This is a genomic window from Bradyrhizobium sp. UFLA06-06 (genome assembly GCF_054820065.1).
Window position 1 is genome coordinate 167,044 of the sequence record NZ_JADFUD010000003.1, and the last position, 23,566, is coordinate 190,609.

Annotated in this window: 21 protein-coding genes; 8 read left to right on the forward strand and 13 right to left on the reverse strand. The window is 64.9% G+C overall.

Annotated features, from left to right (window positions below; genetic code table 11):
- Positions 1–108: 108 nt before the first annotated feature.
- The 3 genes from parE to IF803_RS03995 all read left to right on the forward strand — a co-directional run bounded on the left by parE (position 109) and on the right by IF803_RS03995 (position 4,157).
- Entirely contained in the window at positions 109–2,169 is a 2,061-nt protein-coding gene (gene parE / locus IF803_RS03985) for a DNA topoisomerase IV subunit B (protein WP_028342134.1), read from the forward strand.
- A gap of 227 nt (positions 2,170–2,396) precedes the next feature.
- Positions 2,397–3,188 carry an outer membrane protein gene (locus IF803_RS03990; RefSeq protein WP_028342135.1) on the forward strand — a complete coding sequence of 264 codons (792 nt, stop codon included), beginning with the start codon at positions 2,397–2,399 and terminating at the stop codon, positions 3,186–3,188.
- A 198-nt stretch (positions 3,189–3,386) separates the two neighbouring features.
- Complete coding sequence (locus IF803_RS03995; protein WP_016842941.1) at positions 3,387–4,157, forward strand: SDR family NAD(P)-dependent oxidoreductase; 771 nt, start codon at positions 3,387–3,389, stop codon at positions 4,155–4,157.
- Positions 4,158–4,193: 36 nt separating this feature from the next.
- Here IF803_RS03995 and IF803_RS04000 read toward each other — a convergent pair whose 3' ends face one another.
- On the reverse strand, positions 4,194–5,438 hold the full coding sequence (locus IF803_RS04000; protein ID WP_461191344.1) for an FAD-dependent oxidoreductase: 1,245 nt from the start codon (positions 5,436–5,438) through the stop codon (positions 4,194–4,196).
- 72 nt (positions 5,439–5,510) lie between these two features.
- Complete coding sequence (locus IF803_RS04005; protein WP_461191345.1) at positions 5,511–6,977, reverse strand: caspase family protein; 1,467 nt, start codon at positions 6,975–6,977, stop codon at positions 5,511–5,513.
- 260 nt (positions 6,978–7,237) lie between these two features.
- Here IF803_RS04005 and IF803_RS04010 point away from each other — a divergent pair, with 260 nt between their 5' ends.
- The 4 genes from IF803_RS04010 (at position 7,238) to IF803_RS04025 (ending at position 12,265) form a co-directional block, all read left to right on the forward strand.
- Complete coding sequence (locus tag IF803_RS04010; RefSeq protein ID WP_304500105.1) at positions 7,238–8,191, forward strand: helix-turn-helix transcriptional regulator; 954 nt, start codon at positions 7,238–7,240, stop codon at positions 8,189–8,191.
- 103 nt (positions 8,192–8,294) lie between these two features.
- Positions 8,295–9,113 carry a helix-turn-helix transcriptional regulator gene (locus tag IF803_RS04015; RefSeq protein WP_461191346.1) on the forward strand — a complete coding sequence of 273 codons (819 nt, stop codon included), beginning with the start codon at positions 8,295–8,297 and terminating at the stop codon, positions 9,111–9,113.
- Between the two features lie 273 nt (positions 9,114–9,386).
- A complete protein-coding gene (locus IF803_RS04020) occupies positions 9,387–10,880 on the forward strand; it encodes a DEAD/DEAH box helicase (RefSeq protein WP_461191347.1) in 1,494 nt (497 codons plus the stop codon).
- A gap of 317 nt (positions 10,881–11,197) precedes the next feature.
- The gene (locus tag IF803_RS04025) at positions 11,198–12,265 is read left to right on the forward strand and encodes a GGDEF domain-containing protein (protein WP_028342140.1); all 1,068 of its coding nucleotides are present in this window, start codon (positions 11,198–11,200) and stop codon (positions 12,263–12,265) included.
- Positions 12,266–12,382: 117 nt separating this feature from the next.
- Here the strand turns inward: IF803_RS04025 and IF803_RS04030 are convergent, their stop codons facing one another.
- From IF803_RS04030 to IF803_RS04065, 8 genes are all read right to left on the reverse strand, one after another.
- Positions 12,383–12,865, reverse strand: a complete 483-nt coding sequence (locus IF803_RS04030; protein ID WP_461191348.1) for a TfoX/Sxy family protein — start codon at positions 12,863–12,865, stop codon at positions 12,383–12,385.
- Positions 12,866–13,020: 155 nt separating this feature from the next.
- Positions 13,021–13,410: a HesB/IscA family protein gene (locus IF803_RS04035; protein WP_028342142.1), complete on the reverse strand. Its 390-nt coding sequence runs from the start codon at positions 13,408–13,410 to the stop codon at positions 13,021–13,023.
- Positions 13,411–13,484: 74 nt separating this feature from the next.
- On the reverse strand, positions 13,485–13,856 hold the full coding sequence (locus IF803_RS04040; RefSeq protein WP_016845787.1) for an SUF system Fe-S cluster assembly protein: 372 nt from the start codon (positions 13,854–13,856) through the stop codon (positions 13,485–13,487).
- Positions 13,853–15,094 (reverse strand): cysteine desulfurase, encoded by a 1,242-nt coding sequence (locus IF803_RS04045; protein ID WP_461191349.1) that lies wholly within the window; start codon positions 15,092–15,094, stop codon positions 13,853–13,855. The genes IF803_RS04040 and IF803_RS04045 overlap by 4 nt, the downstream gene beginning before the upstream one ends.
- 2 nt (positions 15,095–15,096) lie before the next feature.
- The gene (gene sufD, locus IF803_RS04050; protein ID WP_461191350.1) at positions 15,097–16,419 is read right to left on the reverse strand and encodes a Fe-S cluster assembly protein SufD; all 1,323 of its coding nucleotides are present in this window, start codon (positions 16,417–16,419) and stop codon (positions 15,097–15,099) included.
- 17 nt (positions 16,420–16,436) lie between these two features.
- Positions 16,437–17,189 (reverse strand): Fe-S cluster assembly ATPase SufC, encoded by a 753-nt coding sequence (sufC, locus tag IF803_RS04055; protein WP_028342146.1) that lies wholly within the window; start codon positions 17,187–17,189, stop codon positions 16,437–16,439.
- A gap of 57 nt (positions 17,190–17,246) precedes the next feature.
- Positions 17,247–18,743, reverse strand: coding sequence for a Fe-S cluster assembly protein SufB (sufB, locus tag IF803_RS04060; RefSeq protein WP_038380064.1), 1,497 nt, complete (start codon positions 18,741–18,743; stop codon positions 17,247–17,249).
- A 91-nt stretch (positions 18,744–18,834) separates the two neighbouring features.
- Positions 18,835–19,992, reverse strand: a complete 1,158-nt coding sequence (locus IF803_RS04065; protein ID WP_461191351.1) for a cysteine desulfurase family protein — start codon at positions 19,990–19,992, stop codon at positions 18,835–18,837.
- 461 nt (positions 19,993–20,453) lie between these two features.
- On the opposite strand from IF803_RS04065, the gene IF803_RS04070 reads away from it, so the two are divergent.
- Positions 20,454–21,101: an alpha/beta hydrolase gene (locus IF803_RS04070; RefSeq protein WP_016843213.1), complete on the forward strand. Its 648-nt coding sequence runs from the start codon at positions 20,454–20,456 to the stop codon at positions 21,099–21,101.
- A gap of 223 nt (positions 21,102–21,324) precedes the next feature.
- Here IF803_RS04070 and IF803_RS04075 read toward each other — a convergent pair whose 3' ends face one another.
- From IF803_RS04075 to IF803_RS04085, 3 genes are all read right to left on the reverse strand, one after another.
- Positions 21,325–21,654, reverse strand: a complete 330-nt coding sequence (locus tag IF803_RS04075; RefSeq protein ID WP_461191352.1) for a DMT family transporter — start codon at positions 21,652–21,654, stop codon at positions 21,325–21,327.
- Positions 21,655–21,657: 3 nt separating this feature from the next.
- Positions 21,658–22,335 carry a glutathione S-transferase family protein gene (locus tag IF803_RS04080; protein ID WP_461191353.1) on the reverse strand — a complete coding sequence of 226 codons (678 nt, stop codon included), beginning with the start codon at positions 22,333–22,335 and terminating at the stop codon, positions 21,658–21,660.
- 82 nt (positions 22,336–22,417) lie between these two features.
- A complete protein-coding gene (locus IF803_RS04085; protein ID WP_461191354.1) occupies positions 22,418–23,521 on the reverse strand; it encodes an anhydro-N-acetylmuramic acid kinase in 1,104 nt (367 codons plus the stop codon).
- Positions 23,522–23,566: the final 45 nt, after the last annotated feature.

A 23,566-nucleotide genomic window follows, 5' to 3' on the forward strand; every position in this document is an offset into this window, starting at 1 on the left:
GGGGATGGCCGGGCTCCAGGGCGCGGCCGTCCCCATTGGCAGCCCATCCGTGGCATAGTCAAAGCAACCGATTCGCCGCGCCGTGACCGGCGCGCCACTTGAAGAACCATGGCCAAATCATTGAAATCGAACGCCAAAAGCAAATCTGCCGACGATCTGTTCGAAGCCCCGGAGCCGAAGGGACGCGCCCCGGCGAAGGCTGCCTCGCGATCCGCTGGAGGCGCGGAAGCCGGCTATACGGCGGCTGACATTGAGGTGCTGGAGGGGCTGGAACCGGTCCGCCGGCGTCCCGGCATGTATATCGGCGGCACCGACGAGAAGGCCCTGCACCACCTGTTCGCCGAGGTGATCGACAACTGCATGGATGAGGCCTTGGCGGGCCACGCCACCTTCATCGACGTGGAGCTGACCGCCGACGGCTTCCTGACCGTGACCGACAATGGCCGCGGTATTCCGGTCGACCCGCATCCGAAATTCCCGAAGAAGTCGGCGCTCGAAGTCATCATGTGCACGCTGCACTCGGGCGGCAAGTTCGACTCCAAGGTCTATGAGACCTCGGGCGGCCTGCACGGTGTCGGTGTCTCCGTGGTCAACGCCCTCTCCTCGCGACTCGAGGTCGAGGTTGCGCGCAGCGGGCAATTGCACCGCATGACCTTCGAGCGCGGCCATCCCAAGGGCAAGCTCGAAGACCTCGGCAAGGTCAACAACCGCCGCGGCACGCGCATTCGCTTCAAGCCGGACACCGACATTTTCGGCGCCAAGGCGGCTTTCAAACCGCAGCGTCTGTTCAAGATGACGCGCTCGAAGGCCTATCTGTTCGGCGGCGTCGAGATTCGCTGGCACTGCGACCAGGAACTGTTGAAGGGCGTCGAAGACGTCCCGGCGGAAGCCAAATTCCACTTCCCCGGCGGGCTGAAGGATTATCTGGCCGCGGCGATCCACGCCGACACCCTGGTGCATCAGGATATCTTCTCCGGCAAATCCGGCCGCAGCGGCGCGCATGGCGCCTGCGAATGGGCGGTGGCCTGGACGGCCGATGCCGACGGCTTCCTGTCGTCCTACACCAACACGGTGCCGACACCCGACGGCGGTACGCATGAATCCGGCCTGCGCAGCGCTTTGCTGCGCGGCCTCAAGGACCACGCCGAACGCGCGGGCCAGGGCAAGCGTGCGGCCTCCATCACCTCGGAAGACGTGATGGTGGGCGCGGCCGTCATGCTCTCGGTGTTCGTGCGCGAGCCTGAATTCCAGGGCCAAACGAAAGACCGCCTCGCCACTGCCGAAGCGCAGCGCATCGTCGAACAGGCGATGAAGGACCCGTTCGACCACTGGCTGTCAGGCAATCCCAACCAGGCCAACCGGCTGCTCGATTTCGTGATCGATCGCGCCGAGGAGCGGCTGCGCCGCCGCCAGGAAAAGGAGACCGCGCGCAAGACCGCCGGCAAGAAACTGCGTCTGCCCGGCAAGCTCGCCGATTGCTCCGATGCCGGCACCGAAGGTTCTGAGCTGTTCATCGTCGAAGGTGACTCGGCCGGCGGCAGCGCCAAGCAGGCGCGCGACCGCAAGACACAGGCCGTGCTGCCGCTGCGCGGCAAGATCCTCAACGTCGCCTCTGCCGGCAAGGACAAGCTGACCGCCAACGCGCAGCTCTCCGACCTCGTGCAGGCGATCGGCTGCGGCACGCTCGCGCATTACCGCGAAGAGGATCTGCGCTACCAGCGCATCATCATCATGACCGACGCCGACGTCGACGGCGCACATATCGCATCGCTCCTGATCACCTTCTTCTACCGGCAGATGCCGCGGCTGATCGACGAAGGGCATCTCTATCTGGCGGTTCCGCCGCTCTACAAGCTGAAGCACGGCACCAAGTCGATCTACGCCCGCGACGACGCGCACAAGGATGAGCTGCTGAAGAGCGAATTCAATGCCAATGCCAAGGTCGAGGTGAACCGCTTCAAGGGCCTCGGCGAGATGATGCCGGCGCAGCTGAAGGAGACCACGATGGATCCGGCCAAGCGCACGCTGCTGCGCGTGGTGCTGCTGGCCGATGATCGCGAGGGCACCGCCGACTCGGTCGAACGGCTGATGGGAACCAAGGCCGAAGCCCGCTTTGCCTTCATCTCCGACAAGGCCGAATTCGCCAGCGACGACCTGCTCGACGTCTAGGCCCAACCGTTTGATCTGAAATGAGTTTCCGGCCGCCTCCAGATTGGGGGCGGCCATTGCCATTTGCCCGTTCGAAGAGCCCCAGCGGCTTCGTTTTCGGCCGGTTGTGTCCCACCAGCAACAGCATTTCCGGTGGAACCACGTATAGTCCGACCATGAGTTTCGGGAATCGGTGCCAGCGCACTCCCCTGAGCGACCTGATCGAACGCTAAGTCGAGGATTTGGATATGAAGAAGATTTTGCTCGCTCTGACCGCGGTTGCTGCGATGACGGCCTCGGCGTCGGCTGCCGACCTGGCCGCCCGCCCCTACACCAAGGCTCCTGCCCCGCTCCCGGTCGCTCCGAGCTGGACCGGCTTCTACATCTTCGGCGGTGGCGGTGGCGGCGTCTGGGACGCTGACACCGGCGTTCAGTCGACCGCCACGGGCGCGCCGATCCTCGGCTTCAATCAGCGCCAGGGCGGTGACGGCTGGTTCGGCACCGTCGGTGCCGGTTACGACTGGCAGACCGCAAACAGCTGGGTCATCGGCGTGTTCGCCGACGGTCAGTTCGGCAGCCTGAAGGGCACGATCCAGGATCAGGGTCCGTTCGTCGCCGGCAACATCAAGAACGACTACAGCTGGGCCGCTGGTGCGCGCCTCGGCTATCTGATCGCCCCGAACGTTCTGTCCTACGTCAACGCCGGTTACTCCAGCTCGCACTGGAAGGGCACCACGCTGTTCAACACCGCGTCCGCTCTTCCCTCGGGCCTGCACACCAACGGCTTCGATCGCAGCGGCTGGTTCGTCGGCGGCGGCGTCGAGAACAACCTGAACATCTTCGGCATCACCGCGCCGGGCTGGTTCATGAAGACCGAATATCGCGCCGCTTACTACGACAACAAGAACATCTCCGAGCTGGCCGACGGCACCAACATCTCGAACGGCCGCGACATCACCTTCAAGCCGTTCGTCCAAACCATCAGCACCTCGCTGGTCTACCGCTTCAACTGGACCGGCCCGGTTGTTGCCAAGTACTGAGCTGTGCGTACTGATCGCTGCTGAGATAGCAGACCAAAAGCCCCGGCATCGTCCGGGGCTTTTTTGTTGCCCGAACGTCCCGGGATCGCGCCACGCGCAGGCCCGCCGGCGCAGGGCGGACCGGCTGTGGCTGGTCTGGTCAGTGCCGTGACGATCGGGCACTCTCGCGCCCGGTTCAAACCTCAGCGGACAACAACAATGAAAAACGGACAGTTTGATCTCTCGGGCCGGGTCGCCATCGTCACCGGCGGCAATGGCGGCATCGGGCTTGGCATGGCGCGCGGCCTGGCGGACGCCGGCGCTGCGGTTGCCGTGGTCGGCCGCAACGAGGCGAAGTCGAAGGCCGCCGTCGAGGATCTCGGCAAGCGCGGCGCCAAGGCGATCGCGGTGGCAACCGACGTGACCGACAAGGCCGCCGTCGCGGCCATGGTCGAACGGGTCGTTCGCGAGCTCGGCCGGATCGACATTCTCGTCAACAACGCCGGCATGAGCATCCGCAAGCCTCCACACGAACTCGAGCTGGAGGAATGGAGCAAGGTGATCGACACCAACCTCACCAGCGCGTTCATGTGCTCGAAGGCGGCCTATCCGGCGCTCAAGGCGTCGGGCCACGGCAAGATCATCAATATCGGCTCGATGATGTCGATCTTCGGTGCGAGCTTCGCCGCGGCCTATGCCGCGAGCAAGGGCGGCATCGTGCAGTACACCCGCGCCTGCGCCAATGCCTGGGCTCCCGACAACATCCAGGTCAACGCCATCCTGCCCGGCTGGATCGATACCGACCTGACCAAGGGCGCGCGCCAGCAGGTGGCTGGGCTGCACGAGCGTGTGCTTGCGCGCACACCGGCGGCACGCTGGGGCGCGATCGACGACTTCGCCGGCATCGCCGTGTTCCTGGCGTCGCCGGCATCGGACTTCGTCACCGGCACCGCGATCCCCGTCGACGGCGGCTATTCGGTGATGGCCTGAAAACACGAGCTCTCTTCCCATCGCGCGACGCGCGTTTCAGCCTGCGGCCGGCGAATGCACGTGCTCCGGCCGCACCCCGATGGCGACCAGACGTGCGGTGAGGCCCTGCAGCCAGGGCATTGCCGTGATCAACCGCAGCGCCAGCGGCACCGGCTGATCGCCGGCCTTCAGCGCCGCGCTGATGATGTTGTTCTGCGCAATCACCTGCATGCGCTGCGTCACGCGCACCGGGAATTCGCGGCGACGCCGCACCGCATCGAGTTCGTCTTCCGACGGCACGCCGCGAACGAGCTTCGCCGCCAGGATGTTGGCGGTCGCGACCGCATCCTGCACCGCGAGGTTGACGCCGACGCCGCCGATCGGCGACATCGCATGCGCGGCGTCGCCGATGCAGAGCAGGCCGGGACGGGTCCAGCGCGTCAGGCGATTGATCGCGACCGTGAGCAGCTTGACGTCGTCAAAGCTCTTCACGTCGGCAATGCCGGCCTTGAGGATCGGCGCCAGCCGCAGCACGTCGTCGAGCAGCGCCGGCAATCCCCTCGCCTTCACGGCCTCGTATTGGCCCTTGGCGATCACATAGGCGCATTGCCAGTAGTCGCCGCGATCGAACGTCACCATCATCTTGCCGTGCTCGACGCGGGCGAACAGATTCTCGGTCTCATCCGGACGCCGCCCGACGCGAAACCACAAGACGTCCATCGGCGCGCCGATCTCCTCGACGTCGAGGCCGGCGCGCTCGCGCACGATCGAATGACGTCCGTCGCAGCCGATGGTGAGATCCGCTTCGATCTCAACCGGGCCATCGGGCGTGCTTGCAAGCACGCCCGCGACAGCGTCGCCGCGCCGGATCAGATCGGTCGCCTCGGCCTTCATCAGCACCTTCAGCGAAGGGAAGCGCCTGCCGCTCTCGCGCAGGAAATTGAGGAAGTCCCACTGCGGCATCATCGCGATGAAGGGATATTTGACGCTGAGGCGACGGAGGTCGGCGATCCGCACCGAGGTGCCGCCGAACATGCCGTCGAGCGTCTGAATGTCCTGATGCGGCAGCTTCAGGAAGCCGTCGATCAGGCCGAGTTCGTCCATCACCTGCAGGGTCGACGGATGCACGGTGTCGCCGCGGAAATCGCGGAAGAAGTCGGCGTGCTTCTCCAGCACCACGACATCGACCCCGGCGCGTCCGAGCAGATAGCCAAGCATCATTCCGGCCGGCCCGCCGCCGACCACGCAGCAGCGGACCCTGATCTGACGCGTGTTCGGCCCTGCCGGATTGCCTGCATCCATGATGCCGTCCTCACCGCTGCCTCGCCCTTCAGGACCCGATTGTAACGCGGATCCGGCGGCAAGGATGCAAGGCTAACGCCTGAAGGTCTTGATTTCCGACACGCTGCCGTCGCGATAGGTCAGCTCGACCGAGACCGCCTTGGTCTGCGGCGCAAGCTTCAGATAGGGCTGCGCGTCGGACGGGATCGCGCTGGGATCGCGCGAATTGCAGGGTGGCATCTTCAGGACCTTGTCCGGCACCGCGGTGTCGATGCCGATGCGCACCTCGCGGATCGCGCAGCGATACGACATCAGGTGCGTATAGTAGACCAGCAGCCCGTTGAACTCGCGGAATGACAGCCAGCTGGTCGCGGTCATGTCGAGAATCTTGCGCTGGTCGCGGATCAGCGCGGCGTCGGGATCGAACTTGATCGGGAACGGCCCCTGCATCATGCCTTGCGTATCGACATAGCGAATCTCGATCGTCGCGGCCGGCGCATCGGCCGGCAGCTCGACCGACGGATTGGGCATCCGCTTGCGCGTGCGCGGATCGAGCGTGTCGATGAAACCGGTTTCGCGGAAATCGCCGCTGTCGCCGATCCGCCAGGAAATCCCGAGCGTCGGATCGGCGATCGAGAACACCACGGTCCAGCCGCCATTATGCCGCGAGAAGCTCGCGATCGGCGCGTTGATCGAATCTTCCTTCGGCAGCTTCGGCACCGCGACCGGCGGCAGCGCGGCCACCTGCTGCGGCGGCGCGGACGGCCTGGCCGCCTCGGCCTGCCCCTTGGCGATCCCGTTCAGGAAGACGTCGTCGACCATCTGGTCGAAATAGACCGGGATCTGCTTGTGCTTCACGGTCTCGGCCATCTCGCTGACCAGGCGCCGCGTGCGCTGCGCGACCTGCACGAGATTCTCGCCGGGCTGCAGCAGCTCCTTGGCGAAGGTCCGCGTGAACACCGAATTGGGATTGGCGTCGTCGTTCGAAAGACGGTCGAGCGCGGTCTGGCGCGGCCCCGCCGAAAACACCGAGAACACGCCCTCCGGCAGCTGCGTCATTGGCGCGAGGCCACCGCCGCCGGCGACCGCGCGCGTGCCGGCGCGCTCGAACGGATTGTTGCGGCAGGCGTCGAACACCAGGATCGAGGTCCGCGCCTTCTTGTTCTGCAAGCGCTCGACGATGCGGTCGGCGAGAACCGAGGCGTCGCGCACCAATTCCTCCTGCCCTTCGGTGGCGGCCGGGACGTCGGTCGGCAGCAGGAAATTCTGGCCGGCGATCTCGAAGCCGTGGCCGGCATAGAAGAAGAACGCGGTATCGCCAGGTTCCACGGCGCGGTCGAACGCGAGCAGCGTCTCGGAGAACGCCTGCCGGTTGAGGTTCTCGGCCACCATGACGCTGAAGCCGAGCTGCTTCAGCGTGTCGCCCATGGTGCGGGCGTCGTTGACCGCCTTCTGCAGCCTGGGCACGTTCCTGTAGTCATTGTTGCCGATCACCAGCGCGACGCGCTTTTCGGCCTGGGCGGGCGCGGCCGATGCGACAAATGCAACTGCCCAAAGCATCGCCGAAACTCTCGAAAGCCAACTCTTCATCCCGTTTTCCCGCCTGCACGACAAGTACGCCGCCCGTACGACCGCCGCCTAATAGTCGGAGCAGCCGTTTGGCCGGTTCAAGGCCGACCGCGGGCGGCCGTTCCGGCCGGCCACGCCAGGCCGAAATGAGGGGGCCGATCCGTCTTAGGTCAAGTTTCTTTTTACGGCCCGCGTGATAGATTTGTGGCTCCATCCGGCTCGAGCTCTCCGCACGTCGCAACGGCTTTTCCGTGCACACATGGTCTACTGATCAAGTCGATCCCAAGGATCGCTTCGACTATTGGCGCGAGGTCCGCGCCAAGGGGCTGTTCGGCGTCACCGCCGAGCTGGAAGCCGACCGGCGCCGCGACTTCTTCGGCGAATTCTCGCTGCGCAAGCTCGGCGATGCCGGGCTGGTCGAGCTGCGCGCCTCGCCGTACCGCGTCGAGCGGCGCACGGGCGACATCGCCGACGCGGCCAGCGACAGCCTGTGCATCTACCAGCAGCTTGGCGGCGGCGGCTGGTTCGGCGGCGCGCGGCTCGATGAATTCGCCGTTCGCGACGGCATGTTCGCGACCAGCTATTCGGACCTGCCCTATCGCACGGTCCCCCTGCACGACGACGGCTTCCACCTGCGCATCATCAAGGTCCCGGTGACGAACATCGTCCCGCCGGGCGCCGAGCTCGGCGAACTCGTCCCCAGGCCCATGCAGGATGAGACCGCGCTGCGGACCCTGCTGGAATCATGCTTCCGCGACCTCATCGAAAGCAACGATGCCGGGGCGGCAGGCACGGCTCCAATGGTGCAGGCGCTGGCCCATATCGCGCTGATCGAGCGCGGTATGATGCGGCCGAAGAGCCGCCTCGCGCAGCAGGCCTTGCGAACCGCCCATTTGTCGCTGGCCCGCCGCCTGATCCGGCGCCATCTGGCGCGTGCGGCGCTGTCGCCAACCCTGATTGCCGGCTTGCTCGGCATCTCGGTCCGTCACCTGCACATCTTGTTCGAGGAGACCGAGATGAGCTTCTCGGAGACCGTCACCACGCTCCGGCTCGAACAAAGCCGCCGCCTGCTCCGCGAGCAGCCGAGGCAAACGATCGCCGAGGTCGCCTTTGCCTGCGGCTTCGAGAGCCTTGCGACGTTCTACCGCCTCTTCAATGCATCCGAGTCCATGACGCCGGGCGACTACCGCGCGCAAACGGCCTGAGCGCCCGTCCGGACTGGCCGGGACACCGCGCTCGCAATTTGCCGTGGCTCGGCCGCCCCCTTCACCTCCTTGAATTTCACACCGCCGCGCGATCCGACCTTCGGTGAACCGAAGTGATCAGCCTGCGCGCATTGAGAAGATATTTTCCGACCATTTCGCCAGAACCACTGCGGCGCTTCGTCCGGGTTCGGCACAGCAAATTTCCTTACCGGCGACGCGCGCTCTCATGCAGAGCGAGGGATCAGTCACGATGCGCGGTAAGCGCGGGGATCACAGCCAGGAAACGCTAGCTACAGGCGCCACGCGCTTTCCTCTCCATGCCGCGGACCTGCGGGCGGATCAAATCCAGGCATCTGAGCCTGCCCGTCAGGGATCACCGGCGACCAGCAATCGCGGCTGGGCGCCGCTGCTCGAAGCCTGCCTCGCCGACTTCAAGGAAGCGACGGAGGCCGGTGATACCGCGAGCATTCCTGCGCTGGTCAAGATCGTGGCGGACCTTGCGCTGATCGAGCGCGGCGCGATCAGGCCGGGCAGCCGCCGCGCGCAGCAGGCGCTGCGCGTCGGCCGGCTCAGCCTCGCGCGCCGCCTGATCACTCGTCACCTGGCAAAGCCGGCGCTGTCGCCAAGCATGGTCGCCGAGATGCTCGGCGTCTCGGTGCGCTACCTGCACGTTTTGTTCGAAGCGACCGGGACGAGCTTTTCGCAGACCGTCACAGCCCAGCGCCTGCGCGAGAGCCGAAGGCTGCTTTGCGAAAAGCCGCCGCGGCCGATCGCCGACATCGCCCTCGCCTGCGGGTTCGGCAGCCTTGCCACCTTCTACCGGATCTTCGGCGCATCCGAAGGCCTGACGCCCGGCGAATTCAGGATGAAAAACAGCGTGGAAGCCCCCGTGGCGGCCTCGCCGTCCGGGGCCGGGTCGTGATTCATTTGACCGCCAAATGACGAAAAAGACGCTTATTTCAGTCAAAACGTTAAGCTTTTTGGGCTATCCGGCCGGTTCCAAGATTGACTTTACCGGTTTCGCCCCTATGTTGCGAGGCAACGCGGCCCTCGGATCGAAACGCGATTCGTCAGGTTTGCCGTCCGTCAGCGTTAGTCAGAGCCCCCGAGCTTTATAGAAAAGCGAGCCGTTTCGGGGCCGAACGCGACAGCCTTTTACCTGCGATGCCGAACGGCGGTTTCGACCAGAGGCTCAATGTCTTTTTCCAATCTCGGCCTGTCCGATAAGGTCCTCGCCGCAGTTGCGGCCACCGGTTACACCACCCCCACTCCCATCCAGGAACAGGCAATCCCGCACGTCCTCGCCCGGCGCGACGTCCTCGGCATTGCCCAGACCGGCACCGGCAAGACCGCTGCCTTCGTTCTCCCGATGCTCACTCTGCTCGAGAAGGGCCGCGCCCGGGCACGGATGCCCCGCACCCTGATCCTCGAGCCGACCCGCGAGCTTGCCGCGCAGGTGAAGGAGCAGTTCGACAAATACGGCGCCGGTCAGAAATTGAACGTGGCGCTGCTGATCGGCGGTGTCTCGTTCGGCGACCAGGACTCCAAGCTGATGCGCGGCGTCGATGTCCTGATCGCAACGCCCGGCCGCCTGCTCGACCACACCGAACGCGGCGGATTGCTGCTCACCGGCGTCGAGCTGCTGGTGATCGACGAAGCCGACCGCATGCTCGACATGGGTTTCATTCCCGACATCGAACGCATCTGCAAGCTCGTCCCCTTTACGCGGCAAACCCTGTTCTTCACCGCGACGATGCCCCCGGAGATCAGCCGCATCACCGAGGCCTTCCTGCACAATCCGGCCCGGATCGAAGTTTCCAAACCCGCGACCACCGCCGTCACCGTCACGCAATTGCAGGTCCCGGCCGGTCGCGAAGCGCATGACAAGCGCGAGATCCTCCGCCGCCTGCTGCGCGACGCCAAGGATCTCAACAACGCGATTATCTTCTGCAATCGCAAGCGCGAAGTCGCCGTCCTTCACAAATCACTCCAGAAGCACGGCTTCAGTGTCGGCGCCCTGCACGGTGATATGGATCAATCCGCCCGCACCGCGGCCCTCGATCAATTCCGCAAGGGCGAGATTCCGCTGCTCGTCGCCTCCGACGTCGCCGCCCGCGGTCTCGACATTCCCGCGGTGAGCCACGTCTTCAATTTCGACGTCCCGCACCACCCGGACGATTACGTCCACCGCATTGGCCGTACCGGCCGCGCCGGACGCACCGGCACCGCGATCTCCATCGTCACCTCGCTCGATAGCAAATCGATGACTGCGATCGAGAAGCTGATCGGCCAGCCGATCCCGCGCGCCGAGGGCGACTACACCGTTCACAGCGAGGGCTCCGACGAGGACGCCGCGCCGCGCCGCTCGCGCAGCCGCGAAGGTTCGCGCGACGGCGCCCGTGGCGGCCGCAAGCCGCGACGTGAACGCGAGCCGCGTGACGGTGAGCGCGAGCCGCGTCACGGTGAACGCGAAGCGCGTCGCGAGCGGGAGCCCCGCGAAGAGCGCGCAGCGAAGCCGGAGCGTGAACCGCGCCACGGCCGCAATTCGGCTCCGCAGGCCGCTCCGTCGCACGTGCCGTCGATCGGGCGTGCCGAGCCACGGCGGCCGCAGCGCGAGGTGGACCACGAGCCCGCCGATCATTCGCACCTGCCCGCCTTCCTGCTGCGACCTGTGCGCGCACGCGCGTAAGGTCTGCTCCGATGCCGCCGCGCCAGCGGCGGTAGTCCAGCCAATCTCTGTTGCCGCCCGCGACCGGTGCACACGTCGATTTCCCGGCGTTTGAAGCAAATGCGCGCAGTTTTCGCATCGCAATGCGGGCAAACGAAAAGCGTCCGAAAGTGCCGCTCAAGACGGACAAGAATCGGGCGCGCCGCATGGTCGTCGCAACCGGCTTCCCCGTAGTTCCACTATTTACCTTGCCTTCACTCTCGTCCCGTACCCTCGCCCCAATAGTTTAGTCATTGCTGCCGGGCTTAATCGGCATTGCGTGCATTGAGGGCGTGACAGTGGTCAAGCTGCTGGACGAACACGAACGTACGTTGGCCTTTGCCGAAGTCGCACTTGGCCAGATCCGCTCGCTTCGCCAGACCGCAGTCCCCCGCAACTACGAAATCTGGTACGTCTACGCGACCGGATACAACGCGCCGCTCAACAAGGTCATCAACGAGACGCTGGCCCGCAGCGGCAAGCTCTCTGAATCCGATCTCGAGCAGATCTACGAAACCTACCTTTCGCACATCAAGACCTCGGACCGCATCGACAAGGTCGGCGCGCGCGTCATCGGCGAGATCGACGCCGTCATGAAGCTGATCACCGACGCGCTCGGCGTGTCCGCGACCTATGACGCCAGCCTCGTCGGCGCCAGCGACAAGCTCGCGAGCGCGACCACCCGCGATCACATCAAGGCAATCGTCGATAGCCTGGCAAAATCGACGCGCGAGATGCGCGAGACCAATCAGGCATTGGAGAACCGGCTCGCGCTGTCGAAGTCGGAGATCAGCGACCTGCAACACAGCCTCGAGGCGATCCGCGCCGAGAGCCTGACCGATCCGCTCACCGGCCTCGGCAACCGGAAATATTTCGACCGCTCGATCGACATGGCGGTGCAGGCCGCGCTCGCCAGCGGCGAACCGCTGTCGCTCCTGATGTTCGACATCGACCACTTCAAGTCGTTCAACGACTCCTACGGCCATCTCACCGGCGACCAGGTGCTGCGGCTGGTGGCGCAGTCGCTGAAGCAGAACATCAAGGGCCAGGACATCACCGCCCGCTATGGCGGCGAGGAATTCGCCGTGGTGCTGCCCAACACGGCGCTGCGGCAGGCGCTGACGGTCGCCGACCACATCCGCCGCGCCGTGATGGCCAAGGAGCTGAAGAAGAAGTCGACCGGCGAGATCCTCGGCCGTGTCACGATCTCGGTCGGCGTCTCCATGCTGAAGCCGTCCGACGATACCGACTCGCTGATCGAGCGCGCCGACGCTTGCCTCTATGCCGCCAAGCGCGCCGGCCGCAACCGCGTGATCTGCGAGGCCGATCCGGAATACAGCACCGAGATCCAGACCCGCGTGGCGTGATCTCCCTCACTTCCTCCACCGTCATTGCGAGCGAAGCGAAGCAATCCACCGCAACCGCATATGCGGAATCATGGATTGCTTCGCTTCGCTCGCAATGACGTGGATGGATTGGCTGCCTCAGGATGAGGAGCGCTTCCTTGCCGATCGCTTCTTCTTCGCCGACGGCCCCTTCGCAACCGCCTTTCTCGCAGCTGCTTTCTTGCCAGTAGCCTTCCTTGCAGCAGCCTTCTTCTCAGGCACCTTCGACTTTCGCGCGGCCGCTCGTTTCCTCGGCCGCTTGCGCAACGCGGCACGCTGGGCGGCGCCGAGCGCCGACCGTGCCCAGACAGCGAGTTCTTCCGAATCATCGAACAGCCGTGCCGGCAGCTGCCAGTAGGAGTTCACCGTCACCGTCTTGGAACGCGTCTGATACTGGAACGGTCCGCAGCCTTCCGCCTCGAATTGCGGGATGGTCTCCTCATCGGCACGGAAATAAAGCCCAGCCCGCAGGGCCAGCGCGAAATTGGTGCCGTCAGCCGAGATACCGTAGCCGGAGAACATCCGGCGCAGCGTCACCGGGCCGAAGTCGGCGAACAGGTCGGTGAGGAATTCGCGGTCCATGTGATGTCCGCCCCACTATCGCTCCTCATGGTGAGGAGCGCGGAACGCGCGTCTCGAACCATGAGGCCCCAACTCCGACTCGCAGCCATCCTTCGCGACGCCGCGCGACGCGCGGCTCCTCAGGATGAGGAACGGCGCTTGTGGCTGGCGATCGACTAGACCGTGGCCGGCTTGAGCTGCACCGATTCGCCGCAACCGCACGCGGAGATCTGGTTCGGGTTGTTGAACACGAACTGGGCCTGCATCTTGTCGGCCACATAGTCCATCTCGGTTCCAAGCAGGAACAGCACGGCCTTCGGATCGACCAGGATCTTCACGCCCTTGTCCTCGACCACTTCGTCGGTCGGGCGGATCTCGTGGGCGTATTCGACGGTATAGGATTGGCCGGCGCAGCCGCCATTCTTGATGCCGACGCGCAGCCCGACGATCTCGGAATCGGCGCGCTTGGTCAGCTCGGTGATCCGCTCCGCCGCGGCATCGGTCAATTTCATGACCTGCGGGCGGGGCCGCTTCGGCTTGGCTGGGGTTGGTGAAGCTTGCGTCATGTCACTCATGTGGTCAGTCCCAGCGGCAAATCAATTGCCGTTCTTCTTGAGCCTAAGTCCAATCCCCTAACGCATCACCACATATTGAGGACGAGGCGCGCCTCGTCCGACATCCGGTCCGGCGTCCAGGCCGGATCCCAGACCAGATTGACGTTGACGACGCCGACACCGGGAACGCTGGCAACCGCGTTCTCCACCATCTGCGGCAATTCGCCCGCAGCCGGGCAGTTCGGCGTGGTCAACGTCATCATGATGTCGACCGAGCGATCATCCTTGAGATCGACCTTGTAGATCAGGCCGAGCTCGTAGATGTCGGCCGGGATTTCCGGATCGAACACCGTCTTCAGCGCCGCGACGATCTCGCCGCTCATGCGCTCGGTCTCCTCCGCCGGCAGTGCCGAGGTGGTTTCCATGGTGGCCGTCTTGACTTCGGCTGTATCGGTCATGCGAACAATTCCCGCGCCTTGATCAGCGCCTGCGCCAGATGGTCGACTTCTTCCCTAGTATTATACATCCCGAAGGATGCACGGCAGGTGGCCGTGACGTTGAACCGCTCTAAAAGCGGCATCACGCAATGCGTGCCGGCGCGCACCGCAATGCCCTGACGGTCGATCACGGTCGCGACATCGTGGGGATGCGCGCCCTTCATTTCGAACGAGATCACCGGTCCCTTGTTGCGGGCGGTTCCGATCACGCGCAGCGAGTTGATCTCGCGCAGGCGATCCTGCGCATAGGTCAGCAGTTCATGCTCATGCGCGGCGATGCGCTCCTTGCCGATCGAATTGACGTAGTCGATCGCAGCACCGAGCCCGATCGCCTCGACGATCGGCGGCGTTCCGGCCTCGAACTTGTGCGGCGGATCGCCATAGGTGACCCAGTCCTTGGCCACCTCACGGATCATCTCGCCGCCGCCGTTGAACGGCCGCATCGCCACCAGATGCTCATGCTTGGCATAGAGCGCGCCGATGCCGGTCGGTCCGTACACCTTGTGGCCGGTGAAGGCGTAAAAATCGCAATCGAGGTCCTGGACGTCGATCGGCAGGTGCACCGCGCCTTGCGCGCCGTCGACCAGCACCGGAATGCCGCGGGCGTGGGCCAGCCGGATCACGTCCTTGACCGGAACCAGCGTGCCGAGCGCGTTCGACATCTGGGTGATCGCGACGATCTTGGTGCGTGGGGTCAGGAGCTTCTCGAACTCCTCGATCAGGAAGTTGCCCTCGTCGTCGACCGGCGCCCACTTGATCACGGCACCATGGCGCTCCCGGAGGAAGTGCCACGGCACGATGTTGGAGTGGTGCTCCATGATCGAAAGGACGATCTCGTCGCCCTCCTTGATGTTCACCCCGCCCCAGGACGACGCCACCAGATTGATCGCCTCGGTGACGTTGCGGGTGAAGACGATCTCTTCACTGCGGCGGGCGTTGATGAACTTCGCGACCTTGCCGCGGGCGCCCTCATAGGCCTCGGTCGCGGCATTGGCCAGATAATGCAGGCCGCGATGCACGTTGGCGTATTCGCTCTTGTAGGCCTCGGTCATGCGGTCGAGCACCGCATTCGGCTTCTGCGCCGAGGCTGCGTTGTCGAGATAGACCAGCGGCTTGCCGTAGATCTGCATGGCGAGCGCCGGGAAATCCTGCCGCACCAGCGCGACGTCGTAACTACCGTTGGCGACCGCCTTGTGCATGCTTACGCCCTCGCCTGAAGCCAGCGCTGCGCGGTGGCAATTGCGACCTCGCGCAACGTGTCGCTGGCGATGGACTCGATCGCCTCGCCGACGAAGGCCTGGATCAGGAGCGCCTGCGCTTCCTTCTCGGGTAGCCCGCGGGCGCGCATGTAGAACAGCAGGCTCTCGTCGAGCGCGCCGGTGGTCGCACCGTGACCGCAGGTGACGTCGTCGGCGAAGATCTCGAGCTCCGGCTTGTTGTCGGCTTCCGCGTCGTCGGACAGCAGCAGCGCGCGGGTCATCATCTTGGCGTCGGTCTTCTGCGCGTCCGGACGGACGATGATGCGGCCCTGGAATACGGAATGGGCACGGTCGTCGACGACGGCACGGAAGATCTCGCGGCTCGCGCAGTGCGGCACCGCGTGGTCCATGAACAGCGTGGTGTCGGCGTGCTGCGTGCCGTTGATCAGATTGACGCCGTTGGTCTCGACCGTCGAGCCCTCGCCGGCGCAGGTGATCGTCAGCTGATAGCGGCTGACATGACCGCCTGAGGTCAGGCCGAACGTGTTGAAATGGGCGTGCGCGCCGAGCGACACCGTCGCCGAGGAAATATTGAAGGCATCGACGCTGTCTTCGACCAGGCGCACGTGATCGAGCCGTGCGTTGTCACCGATCGCAACAACCAGTCCGTCATGGGTCTGGTAGGCCTTGGCGCCGTCGGCGGCGAGATAGCTCTCCACCAGCGTCACGCTGGTATCGCGGCCGAGCCGGAGCAACGACCGCGTGAATGTCGAGGCCGGCGCGGTGCCGGATGCGACATGCACGATATGCAGCGGCTGGGTCAGCACCGCGCCGTTGGCGACGTCGATGACGACACCGTCGGTCGCCATCGCGCCGTTCAGCGCGATCATGGGGTTGGCGACATCAGACGCGAGAGCCTGCGTCGCGACGATCTCGTCGCCGGCTTCCAGCGCGAGGCGCAGCGGATTGATCGAGAGCCCTTTCTCCAGATCCTGCCAATCGGAAAGATCAAGCGCGAACGCGCCGTCGACCAGCACCAGGCGCCGGACGCCTTCGATCGCGCGGGCCTCTACGACGGCCCTGGCACGGCCCAGCGCGGCATCATCCGGGGACGCCGCGAGCGGCAGCACCTCGCGCATCAGCGCGCGCAGGTCGGTGTATTTCCAGTCCTCAATCCGGCGATGCGGCAGGCCTGATCGTTCATAAGCCTCGAAGGCCTGGCGCCGCTGATCGGCGATCTTGCCCTCACCCGGCAGACGGTCGCGCACCACGGCGAATGCATCGCCCAGCGCGCGCCCGGTCTCGGTCTTTGCAACAACGTTCATCACAAAACCCGCGTTTGTCAGGCAGCGTCTTCGAACTGCGTGTAACCGGACTCTTCCAGCTCCAGCGCCAGCTCCTTGCCGCCGCTCTTCACCACCCGGCCCTTCGACATCACGTGCACGAAGTCGGGCACGATGTAGTTGAGCAGCCGCTGATAGTGGGTGATCACGACCATCGCGCGCTCAGGCGAGCGCAGCGCATTGACGCCGTCGGCCGCGATCCGCAGCGCGTCGATGTCGAGGCCGGAATCCATTTCGTCGAGGATGCAGACGGCCGGCTCGAACAGCGCCATCTGCAGAATCTCGTTGCGCTTCTTTTCGCCGCCGGAAAAGCCGACATTGACGCCGCGCTTCAACATGTCCTGTGGAATGTTCAGCGACTTGGCGACCTCGCGGACCTTCTTGAGGAAGGCCGGCGAAGAGATCTCGTCCTCGCCGCGCGCCTTGCGCTGGGCGTTGAGCGCCGCATGCAGGAAATTCCAGGTGGTGACGCCGGGAATCTCGACCGGATACTGGAACGCCAGGAACACGCCCTTGGCGGCACGCTCGTTCGGCTCCATCTCCAGCAGGTCCTCGCCCCTGAACAGGATCTGCCCGCCCGTAACTTCATAGCCCGGCTTGCCGGCGATGACGTGGGAGAGGGTCGACTTGCCGGAGCCGTTCGGCCCCATGATCGCGTGCACCTCGCCCGGGTTCACCGTGAGCGACAGCCCGTGGAGGATCTCACGCTCCTCGACACGAACCTGCAGATCTTTCACTTCAAGCAGAGACATCTGATTTTTCCTGAGCATCACCCCGAGGCACGTCGGCCGCGCCGTTAGCGGGATGGATTAGCCAACCGAACCTTCAAGGCTGATCGAGATCAGCTTCTGCGCTTCCACCGCGAACTCCATCGGCAGTTGCTGCAGCACGTCCTTCACGAAACCGTTGACGACGAGGCCGACGGCTTCTTCCTGCGAGAGCCCGCGCTGGATGCAGTAGAACAGCACGTCCTCGGAAATCTTCGACGTCGTCGCTTCATGCTCGAACGTCGCCGAGGAGTTCTTGGCCTCGACATAGGGCACGGTGTGCGCGCCGCATTTGTCGCCGATCAGAAGCGAGTCGCAGGCGGTGTAGTTGCGCGCGCCGGTGGCCTTGCGATGGGCGCTGACGAGACCGCGATAGGTGTTCTGCGACTTGCCGGCGGCGATGCCCTTGGAGATGATCCGGCTCGACGTGTTCTTGCCGAGATGGATCATCTTGGTGCCGCTGTCGACCTGCTGGAAACCGTTCGAGATCGCGATCGAGTAGAACTCGCCGCTCGAATTGTCGCCGCGCAGGATGCAGCTCGGATATTTCCAGGTGATCGCCGATCCGGTCTCGACCTGGGTCCAGGAAATCTTGGAGTTCCTGCCGCGGCAATCGCCACGCTTGGTGACGAAATTGTAGATGCCGCCCTTGCCTTCCGAATTGCCCGGGTACCAGTTCTGCACCGTCGAATACTTGATCTCGGCGTCGTCGAGCGTGACGAGCTCGACCACGGCGGCGTGCAGCTGGTTCTCGTCGCGCTGCGGCGCGGTGCAGCCCTCGAGATAGGAGACGTAGGAGCCCTTGTCGGCGATGATCAGCGTGCGCTCGAACTGGCCTGTGTTGCGCTCATTGATGCGGAAATAGGTCGACAGCTCCATCGGGCAGCGCACGCCCGGCGGCACGTAGACGAACGAGCCGTCGGAGAACACAGCCGAATTCAATGTCGCGAAGTAATTGTCGGAGGTCGGCACCACGGTGCCGAGATATTTCTGCACCAGCTCGGGATGCTCGCGGATCGCCTCCGAGATCGGCATGAAGATCACGCCGGCCGCCTTCAGCTCCTTCTGGAAGGTGGTCGCGACCGAGACCGAGTCGAACACGGCATCGACCGCGATCTTGCGGTTCGGCGTCTGCTCACCGCCGGGCGGCGGCTCGACGCCCTCGAGGATCGCGACCTCGCGCAAGGGGATGCCGAGCTTCTCGTAGGTCTTGAGGATTTCCGGATCGATCTCGTCGATCGAGGACAGCGTCTTCTTCGGCTTCGGCGCCGCGTAGTAGTAGATGTCCTGGTAGTCGATCTTCGGATAGTCGACGCGCGCCCAGGTCGGCTCGGTCATGGTCAGCCAGCGGCGATAGGCCTCCAGGCGCCATTCCAGCATCCAGGCCGGTTCATTCTTCTTTGCGGAGATGAAGCGGACGGTGTCTTCCGACAGCCCCTTCGGGGCCTTGTCGGACTCGATCAGCGTCTCAAACCCATATCGATACTGGTCGACGTCGATGCGCCGGACGCGCTCGACTGTCTCTTGTACAGCAGGCATTCAATCCTCCGCTCGCGGTTTCAAGGACCGCGGTGGATCTCAAGTTCCGAAAATCTCTTACGATGCTTTGACGAAATCCGCTTAGAACAGTTCAAGCTGTGTTTCGTCGTTCCCCCTTAACTAAGGTATCGGCGAGCTTTCGCCAAGCCTTGAGGGTCAAATCCACGTCTGTCTCCGTGGTAGACCAGCCAAGACTGAGCCGCACCGCTCCCTGGGACACCTCAGAACGGTATCCCATTGCCTCTAGCACGTGGGAAGGCTGGACCTTGCCCGACGAACAGGCGGAACCGGACGACACCGCGATTCCCCCAAGGTCGAACCCGATGACCGCCGTCTCGGCCTTCATTCCGGGCGCCGTGAACAGGACGGTATTGGGTAACCGCTTGACGTCATCGGAGAAGACCAGCACGTCCGGCGTCTGCCGCAGCCCGTGCTCGAGCCGGTCGCGCAGTCCCCTGACGCGGGCCGCATCAGGCTTCAGCGCCGCCATCGCGGCCTTGGCGGCCGCACCGAACCCGGCGATGCCGGCGATGTTCTCGGTCCCAGCCCGCCGCCCGAGCTCCTGCCCGCCGCCGCGCAGAAACGCCCCCAGGCCCTCGACGCCCTCGGCGAGCACCAGCGCGCCTGCGCCCTTCGGTCCGCCGATCTTGTGCGCCGACAGCGTCACCAGGTCGGCCTGCGTCGAGGCGAGATCGAACGGGATCTTGCCGAACGCCTGGATCGCGTCGACGAGCAGCAGCCCGCCAGCCGCATGGACGATTGCGGCGACATCAGCCACCGGCTGAATGGCACCGGTCTCGTTGTTCGCCAGCATCACCGAGACCAGAGCCGGCGGACCGTCGGCCAGCAGTGCGCGCAGATGGTCGAGATCGATCACACCGGCGCGCGTGACATGGATTGCGGCGGTCGCCTCCGTCGCAAACCGACCGCCCGCGAGCACGGACGCATGCTCGATCGCCGACACCAGGAGCCGCTGCACCGGCGCGCCCGCAGCCCTGTGCAATCCCGGCGTCAGTGCGAGCGCATTGGCTTCGGTCCCGCCGGAGAGAAACACCACGTCCTGCGGCCGGCCGCCGACCGCCTTCGCCACAGCATTGCGGGCTTCCTCAAGCAGCCGTCGCGCCCGCCGTCCCTCGCTGTGCACCGAGGACGGGTTGCCGATCAATTCCCACGCCGCAGCCATCGCCGCCTTCGCCTCCTGGCGAAGCGGCGTGGTGGCATTCCAGTCGAGATAGACGCGATCGGCCATGGAGCTATCCGCGGCAACCACCGTGGTTGCGGCCTTCACTGCGACATAACGACAGTTGACGACCGAGACCAGATCAGACGTCACCGGCACGGGAGATTTTTCACGCGCGGCAGGAGCCTCGCGCCGCTGCCAGACACGGCGTTCGCGGTCCCCCGAGCGCGATAGCATTATGACAGACCGAAACTTCAGGTAGCCTTCGAAGCAATCCGGCGTGTCGATCCGGATCGCCGCCGCCGCGTCGGCAACGCGCGCAACGCGACGCGGATTCGCGACCGCCAAGCGGCACAATTTCCTTGATTTTTGCCCCTTGCGTCATGCTAGAAGGCCTCCAGCGTGCCGCGCGGCGGTGCCTGCGCCGATTTCATCACGAGCTGCTCTGTTCGCGAACCGTCGCTGAAGATGGCTCCAACCGGTTGATTGATCGACGTCAATCAAGGGAACGCGGCAATCAAGGGAACACAATGCCTGAAGTCATTTTCACCGGCCCTGCTGGCCGCCTCGAGGGCCGCTACCACCCGGCCAAGCAGAAGAACGCGCCGATTGCGATGATCCTGCATCCGCATCCGCAGTTCCACGGCACGATGAACCACCAGATCGTCTATCAGTGCTACTACGCGTTCGCACATCGCGGCTTCTCGGTGCTGCGCTTCAACTTCCGTGGCGTTGGCCGAAGCCAGGGCTCGTTCGATCACGGCACCGGCGAATTGTCCGACGCCGCGAGCGCGCTCGACTGGGCGCAGGCGATCAATCCGGAGGCACGCGCCTGCTGGGTTGCGGGCTTCTCGTTCGGCGCATGGATCGGCATGCAGCTTCTGATGCGCCGGCCGGAGGTCGAGGGATTCATCTCGATCGCGCCGCCCGCCAATCTCTACGACTTCTCGTTCCTTGCGCCCTGCCCGTCGTCGGGCCTGATCGTGCACGGCGACAAGGATGCCGTGGTGCCGCCCAAGGACGTCAACACGCTCGTCGAGAAGCTGAAGACGCAGAAGGGCATCGTGATCGACCAGCAGGTCATCCCAGGCGCCAACCACTTCTTCGACGGCAAGCTCGAGCCGCTGATGGAGACGGTGACCGGCTATCTCGACATGCGTCTCGCCAACGTACGCTGACGACGGTGCTGCTATAGCCCGGATGGAGCGCAGCGAAATCCGGGACCACTCTCACCGCGGATAAGAGCCCCGGATTGCGCGGAGCCTGTCATCGGGCGCGCGTTCGCGCGACCCGTTGGCTCCATCCGGGCTTCGGATTCCACGTAGCCCGCATGAGCGAAGCGACATGCGGGGCGCGGCCGACAAGAACCCGGATATCGCTGCGCTCATCCGGGCTACGGATTCATTCCGGCGCCAGCTTCAGCGCCGCAATCCCGATCAGCACCAGTGCAATCCCTGCGACTTTCATCGGGTTGAGCGCCTCGTTGAACAGCAGCACGCCCATGGCCAGCGTGCCGACCGCGCCGATGCCGGTCCACACCGTGTAGGCGACGCCGACGCCGAGCACCTGCAGCGCGCGTCCGAGCAGGAACACGAACGCCGCGAGCAGCAGCAGCGAGACCAGCGTCCAGCCGAGCCGCGTATAGCCTTCGGCATATTTCATCGAAACCGCCCAGCCGACGTCCAGCAGGCCGGCGACGACGAGCGCGATCCAGGCAACCGAGTGCGACATGGCTTACGCGGCAAGCTTCAGCATATGCGCGCGGTGGCCGACCAGGAACGCGTGCAGCAGCGCCGGATAGTCCGGCGACACCGCGCTGCGTACGCTCGGCCGCTGTGCCAGCGCGCTGCGCCAGGCGCGAAGTTTTGGCGTGTGCGTGAAAACAGCGAGATCGGTCAGCTGGTCGAACAAATCGAAATAGCGGAAGATCGGCGCGAACACCGCATCCACCAGGCTGAAATTCTGCTCGGCGAAGAACGGACCGGCGCCGAGCGCCGCCTCGACGCGCGCGAATTTCGCCGCGACCGCCTGCCGCTTGCTCTCGAAGGCCGCGGCATCTGTCGCAGTCTCGAGCCCCCAGAGATCGCCGAGAATGGCCGAGCCGAACTCCATCCAGGCGCGATGCTCGGCGCGCGTCAGCGCGTTCTCCGGATGCAGCTTCGCCCCCGCCTGCGTCTCCTCGATGTACTCGCAGATCACATTGCTCTCGAACAGCGCGACCTCCTTGCCGTCGTCGCGCGTCACCACCAGCACCGGCACCTTGCCGAGCGGCGAGATCTTCAGGAACCAGTCCGGCTTGTTGGCGAGATCGATGTCGATCCGCTCGAACGGCACGCCCTTCTCACGCAGCGCGATCACCGCGCGTTGCACATAGGGGCAGAGCTTGTGGCTGATCAGTTTCAGGGCGACCATGACGAACCTCGCGTTCAATGCAACTGCATCGAATTAAATGCAACGGCATGGAACTGTCAAGGTAGATGCATTTGCATCTAAATCACGGTCGCGCGATAATGCCCCCGGTCATCGGGATCGGCACCCCCGTGGTGGCGGGATAGCTCAGCGGCAGGCCCTTCATGCCGCGCGCGGCAAGGAAGCCGAACGCCTGCGCCTCGATCGCATCCGCCGCCCAGCCGAGCGCCTCGGCCGGCTCGACGGTCGCCGGCGCCAGCCGCTCGCGCAGCATCCGCATCATCGTGAGGTTGGAGGCGCCACCGCCGCAGATGATCCAGCTTTTCGGCCGTTTCGGCAGCAGCGGCACGACGCGGGCGATGGCCGCGGCAGTGAAGGCGGTCAGCGTCGCGGCGCCATCGGCCGGCGCCACGGCGCCGAGCTTGAGGCTCGCGAAGTCGTTGCGGTCGAGCGATTTCGGCGGCGGCAGCGCAAAGAACGGCAGCTTCAACGCCTGTGCGATCCAGGCCTCGTCCGGTTTGCCCAGCGCGGCGAACTTTCCGGCGGTGTCGAACGGCTGATGCATCTGACGGAACATGAAGTCGTCGAGCAACGCATTGCCCGGCCCGGTGTCGCAGGCGATCAGCGTGTCCGTGCCGTCGATATAGGTGATGTTGGAGACGCCGCCGATATTGACGACGACGATCGGCCCCTCGCGGTTCAGCGATTGCACCAGCGCGCGGTGGTAGACCGGCACGAACGGCGCGCCCTGCCCGCCGGCCTCGACGTCGGCGGCGCGGAAATCGTGCATCACCGGAATGTGGATCACCTTGGCGAGCGCCAGGGCATCGCCGATCTGCACCGTCAACCTGCGCTCGGGGCGATGCAGCACGGTCTGGCCATGGAACCCGACGATGTCGATATCCTGGGCGGAGATCCGGTGCTGCGCCGTGAAGCTGGCGACCGCCTCGGCATGGGCCGTGGTGACGGCCTGCTCGGCCTGCCGCAAAATCCCCGGTCGGGCGTCGCGCTGCGACAGATGAACCGCCTCCGTCAGCGCCTGGCGCAGCAGGCTGCGCTCGCCTTCGGTATAAGGCCGATAGCCCGTGGGCCCGAAAGACTTGATCTGACGGCCATCGGTCTCGATCAATGCCACGTCGACCCCGTCGAGCGAGGTACCGCTCATCAGACCGAGTGCCGTTAACATCATGTTGGAAGCGCCCCAGCCGGGAACCCCCGGCTTGTCTCAAACAAG

What these genes read in the sequence shown, in the direction of transcription:
- parE (WP_028342134.1), top strand. Translation starts at nt 109, where the DNA reads ATGGCCAAATCATTGAAATCGAACGCCAAAAGCAAATCTGCCGACGAT.
- IF803_RS03990 (WP_028342135.1), top strand. Translation starts at nt 2,397, where the DNA reads ATGAAGAAGATTTTGCTCGCTCTGACCGCGGTTGCTGCGATGACGGCC.
- IF803_RS03995 (WP_016842941.1), top strand. Translation starts at nt 3,387, where the DNA reads ATGAAAAACGGACAGTTTGATCTCTCGGGCCGGGTCGCCATCGTCACC.
- IF803_RS04000 (WP_461191344.1), bottom strand. Translation starts at nt 5,438, where the DNA reads ATGGATGCAGGCAATCCGGCAGGGCCGAACACGCGTCAGATCAGGGTC.
- IF803_RS04005 (WP_461191345.1), bottom strand. Translation starts at nt 6,977, where the DNA reads ATGCTTTGGGCAGTTGCATTTGTCGCATCGGCCGCGCCCGCCCAGGCC.
- IF803_RS04020 (WP_461191347.1), top strand. Translation starts at nt 9,387, where the DNA reads ATGTCTTTTTCCAATCTCGGCCTGTCCGATAAGGTCCTCGCCGCAGTT.
- IF803_RS04030 (WP_461191348.1), bottom strand. Translation starts at nt 12,865, where the DNA reads ATGGACCGCGAATTCCTCACCGACCTGTTCGCCGACTTCGGCCCGGTG.
- IF803_RS04035 (WP_028342142.1), bottom strand. Translation starts at nt 13,410, where the DNA reads ATGACGCAAGCTTCACCAACCCCAGCCAAGCCGAAGCGGCCCCGCCCG.
- IF803_RS04040 (WP_016845787.1), bottom strand. Translation starts at nt 13,856, where the DNA reads ATGACCGATACAGCCGAAGTCAAGACGGCCACCATGGAAACCACCTCG.
- IF803_RS04045 (WP_461191349.1), bottom strand. Translation starts at nt 15,094, where the DNA reads ATGCACAAGGCGGTCGCCAACGGTAGTTACGACGTCGCGCTGGTGCGG.
- sufD (WP_461191350.1), bottom strand. Translation starts at nt 16,419, where the DNA reads ATGAACGTTGTTGCAAAGACCGAGACCGGGCGCGCGCTGGGCGATGCA.
- sufC (WP_028342146.1), bottom strand. Translation starts at nt 17,189, where the DNA reads ATGTCTCTGCTTGAAGTGAAAGATCTGCAGGTTCGTGTCGAGGAGCGT.
- sufB (WP_038380064.1), bottom strand. Translation starts at nt 18,743, where the DNA reads ATGCCTGCTGTACAAGAGACAGTCGAGCGCGTCCGGCGCATCGACGTC.
- IF803_RS04065 (WP_461191351.1), bottom strand. Translation starts at nt 19,992, where the DNA reads ATGGCCGATCGCGTCTATCTCGACTGGAATGCCACCACGCCGCTTCGC.
- IF803_RS04070 (WP_016843213.1), top strand. Translation starts at nt 20,454, where the DNA reads ATGCCTGAAGTCATTTTCACCGGCCCTGCTGGCCGCCTCGAGGGCCGC.
- IF803_RS04075 (WP_461191352.1), bottom strand. Translation starts at nt 21,654, where the DNA reads ATGTCGCACTCGGTTGCCTGGATCGCGCTCGTCGTCGCCGGCCTGCTG.
- IF803_RS04080 (WP_461191353.1), bottom strand. Translation starts at nt 22,335, where the DNA reads ATGGTCGCCCTGAAACTGATCAGCCACAAGCTCTGCCCCTATGTGCAA.
- IF803_RS04085 (WP_461191354.1), bottom strand. Translation starts at nt 23,521, where the DNA reads ATGATGTTAACGGCACTCGGTCTGATGAGCGGTACCTCGCTCGACGGG.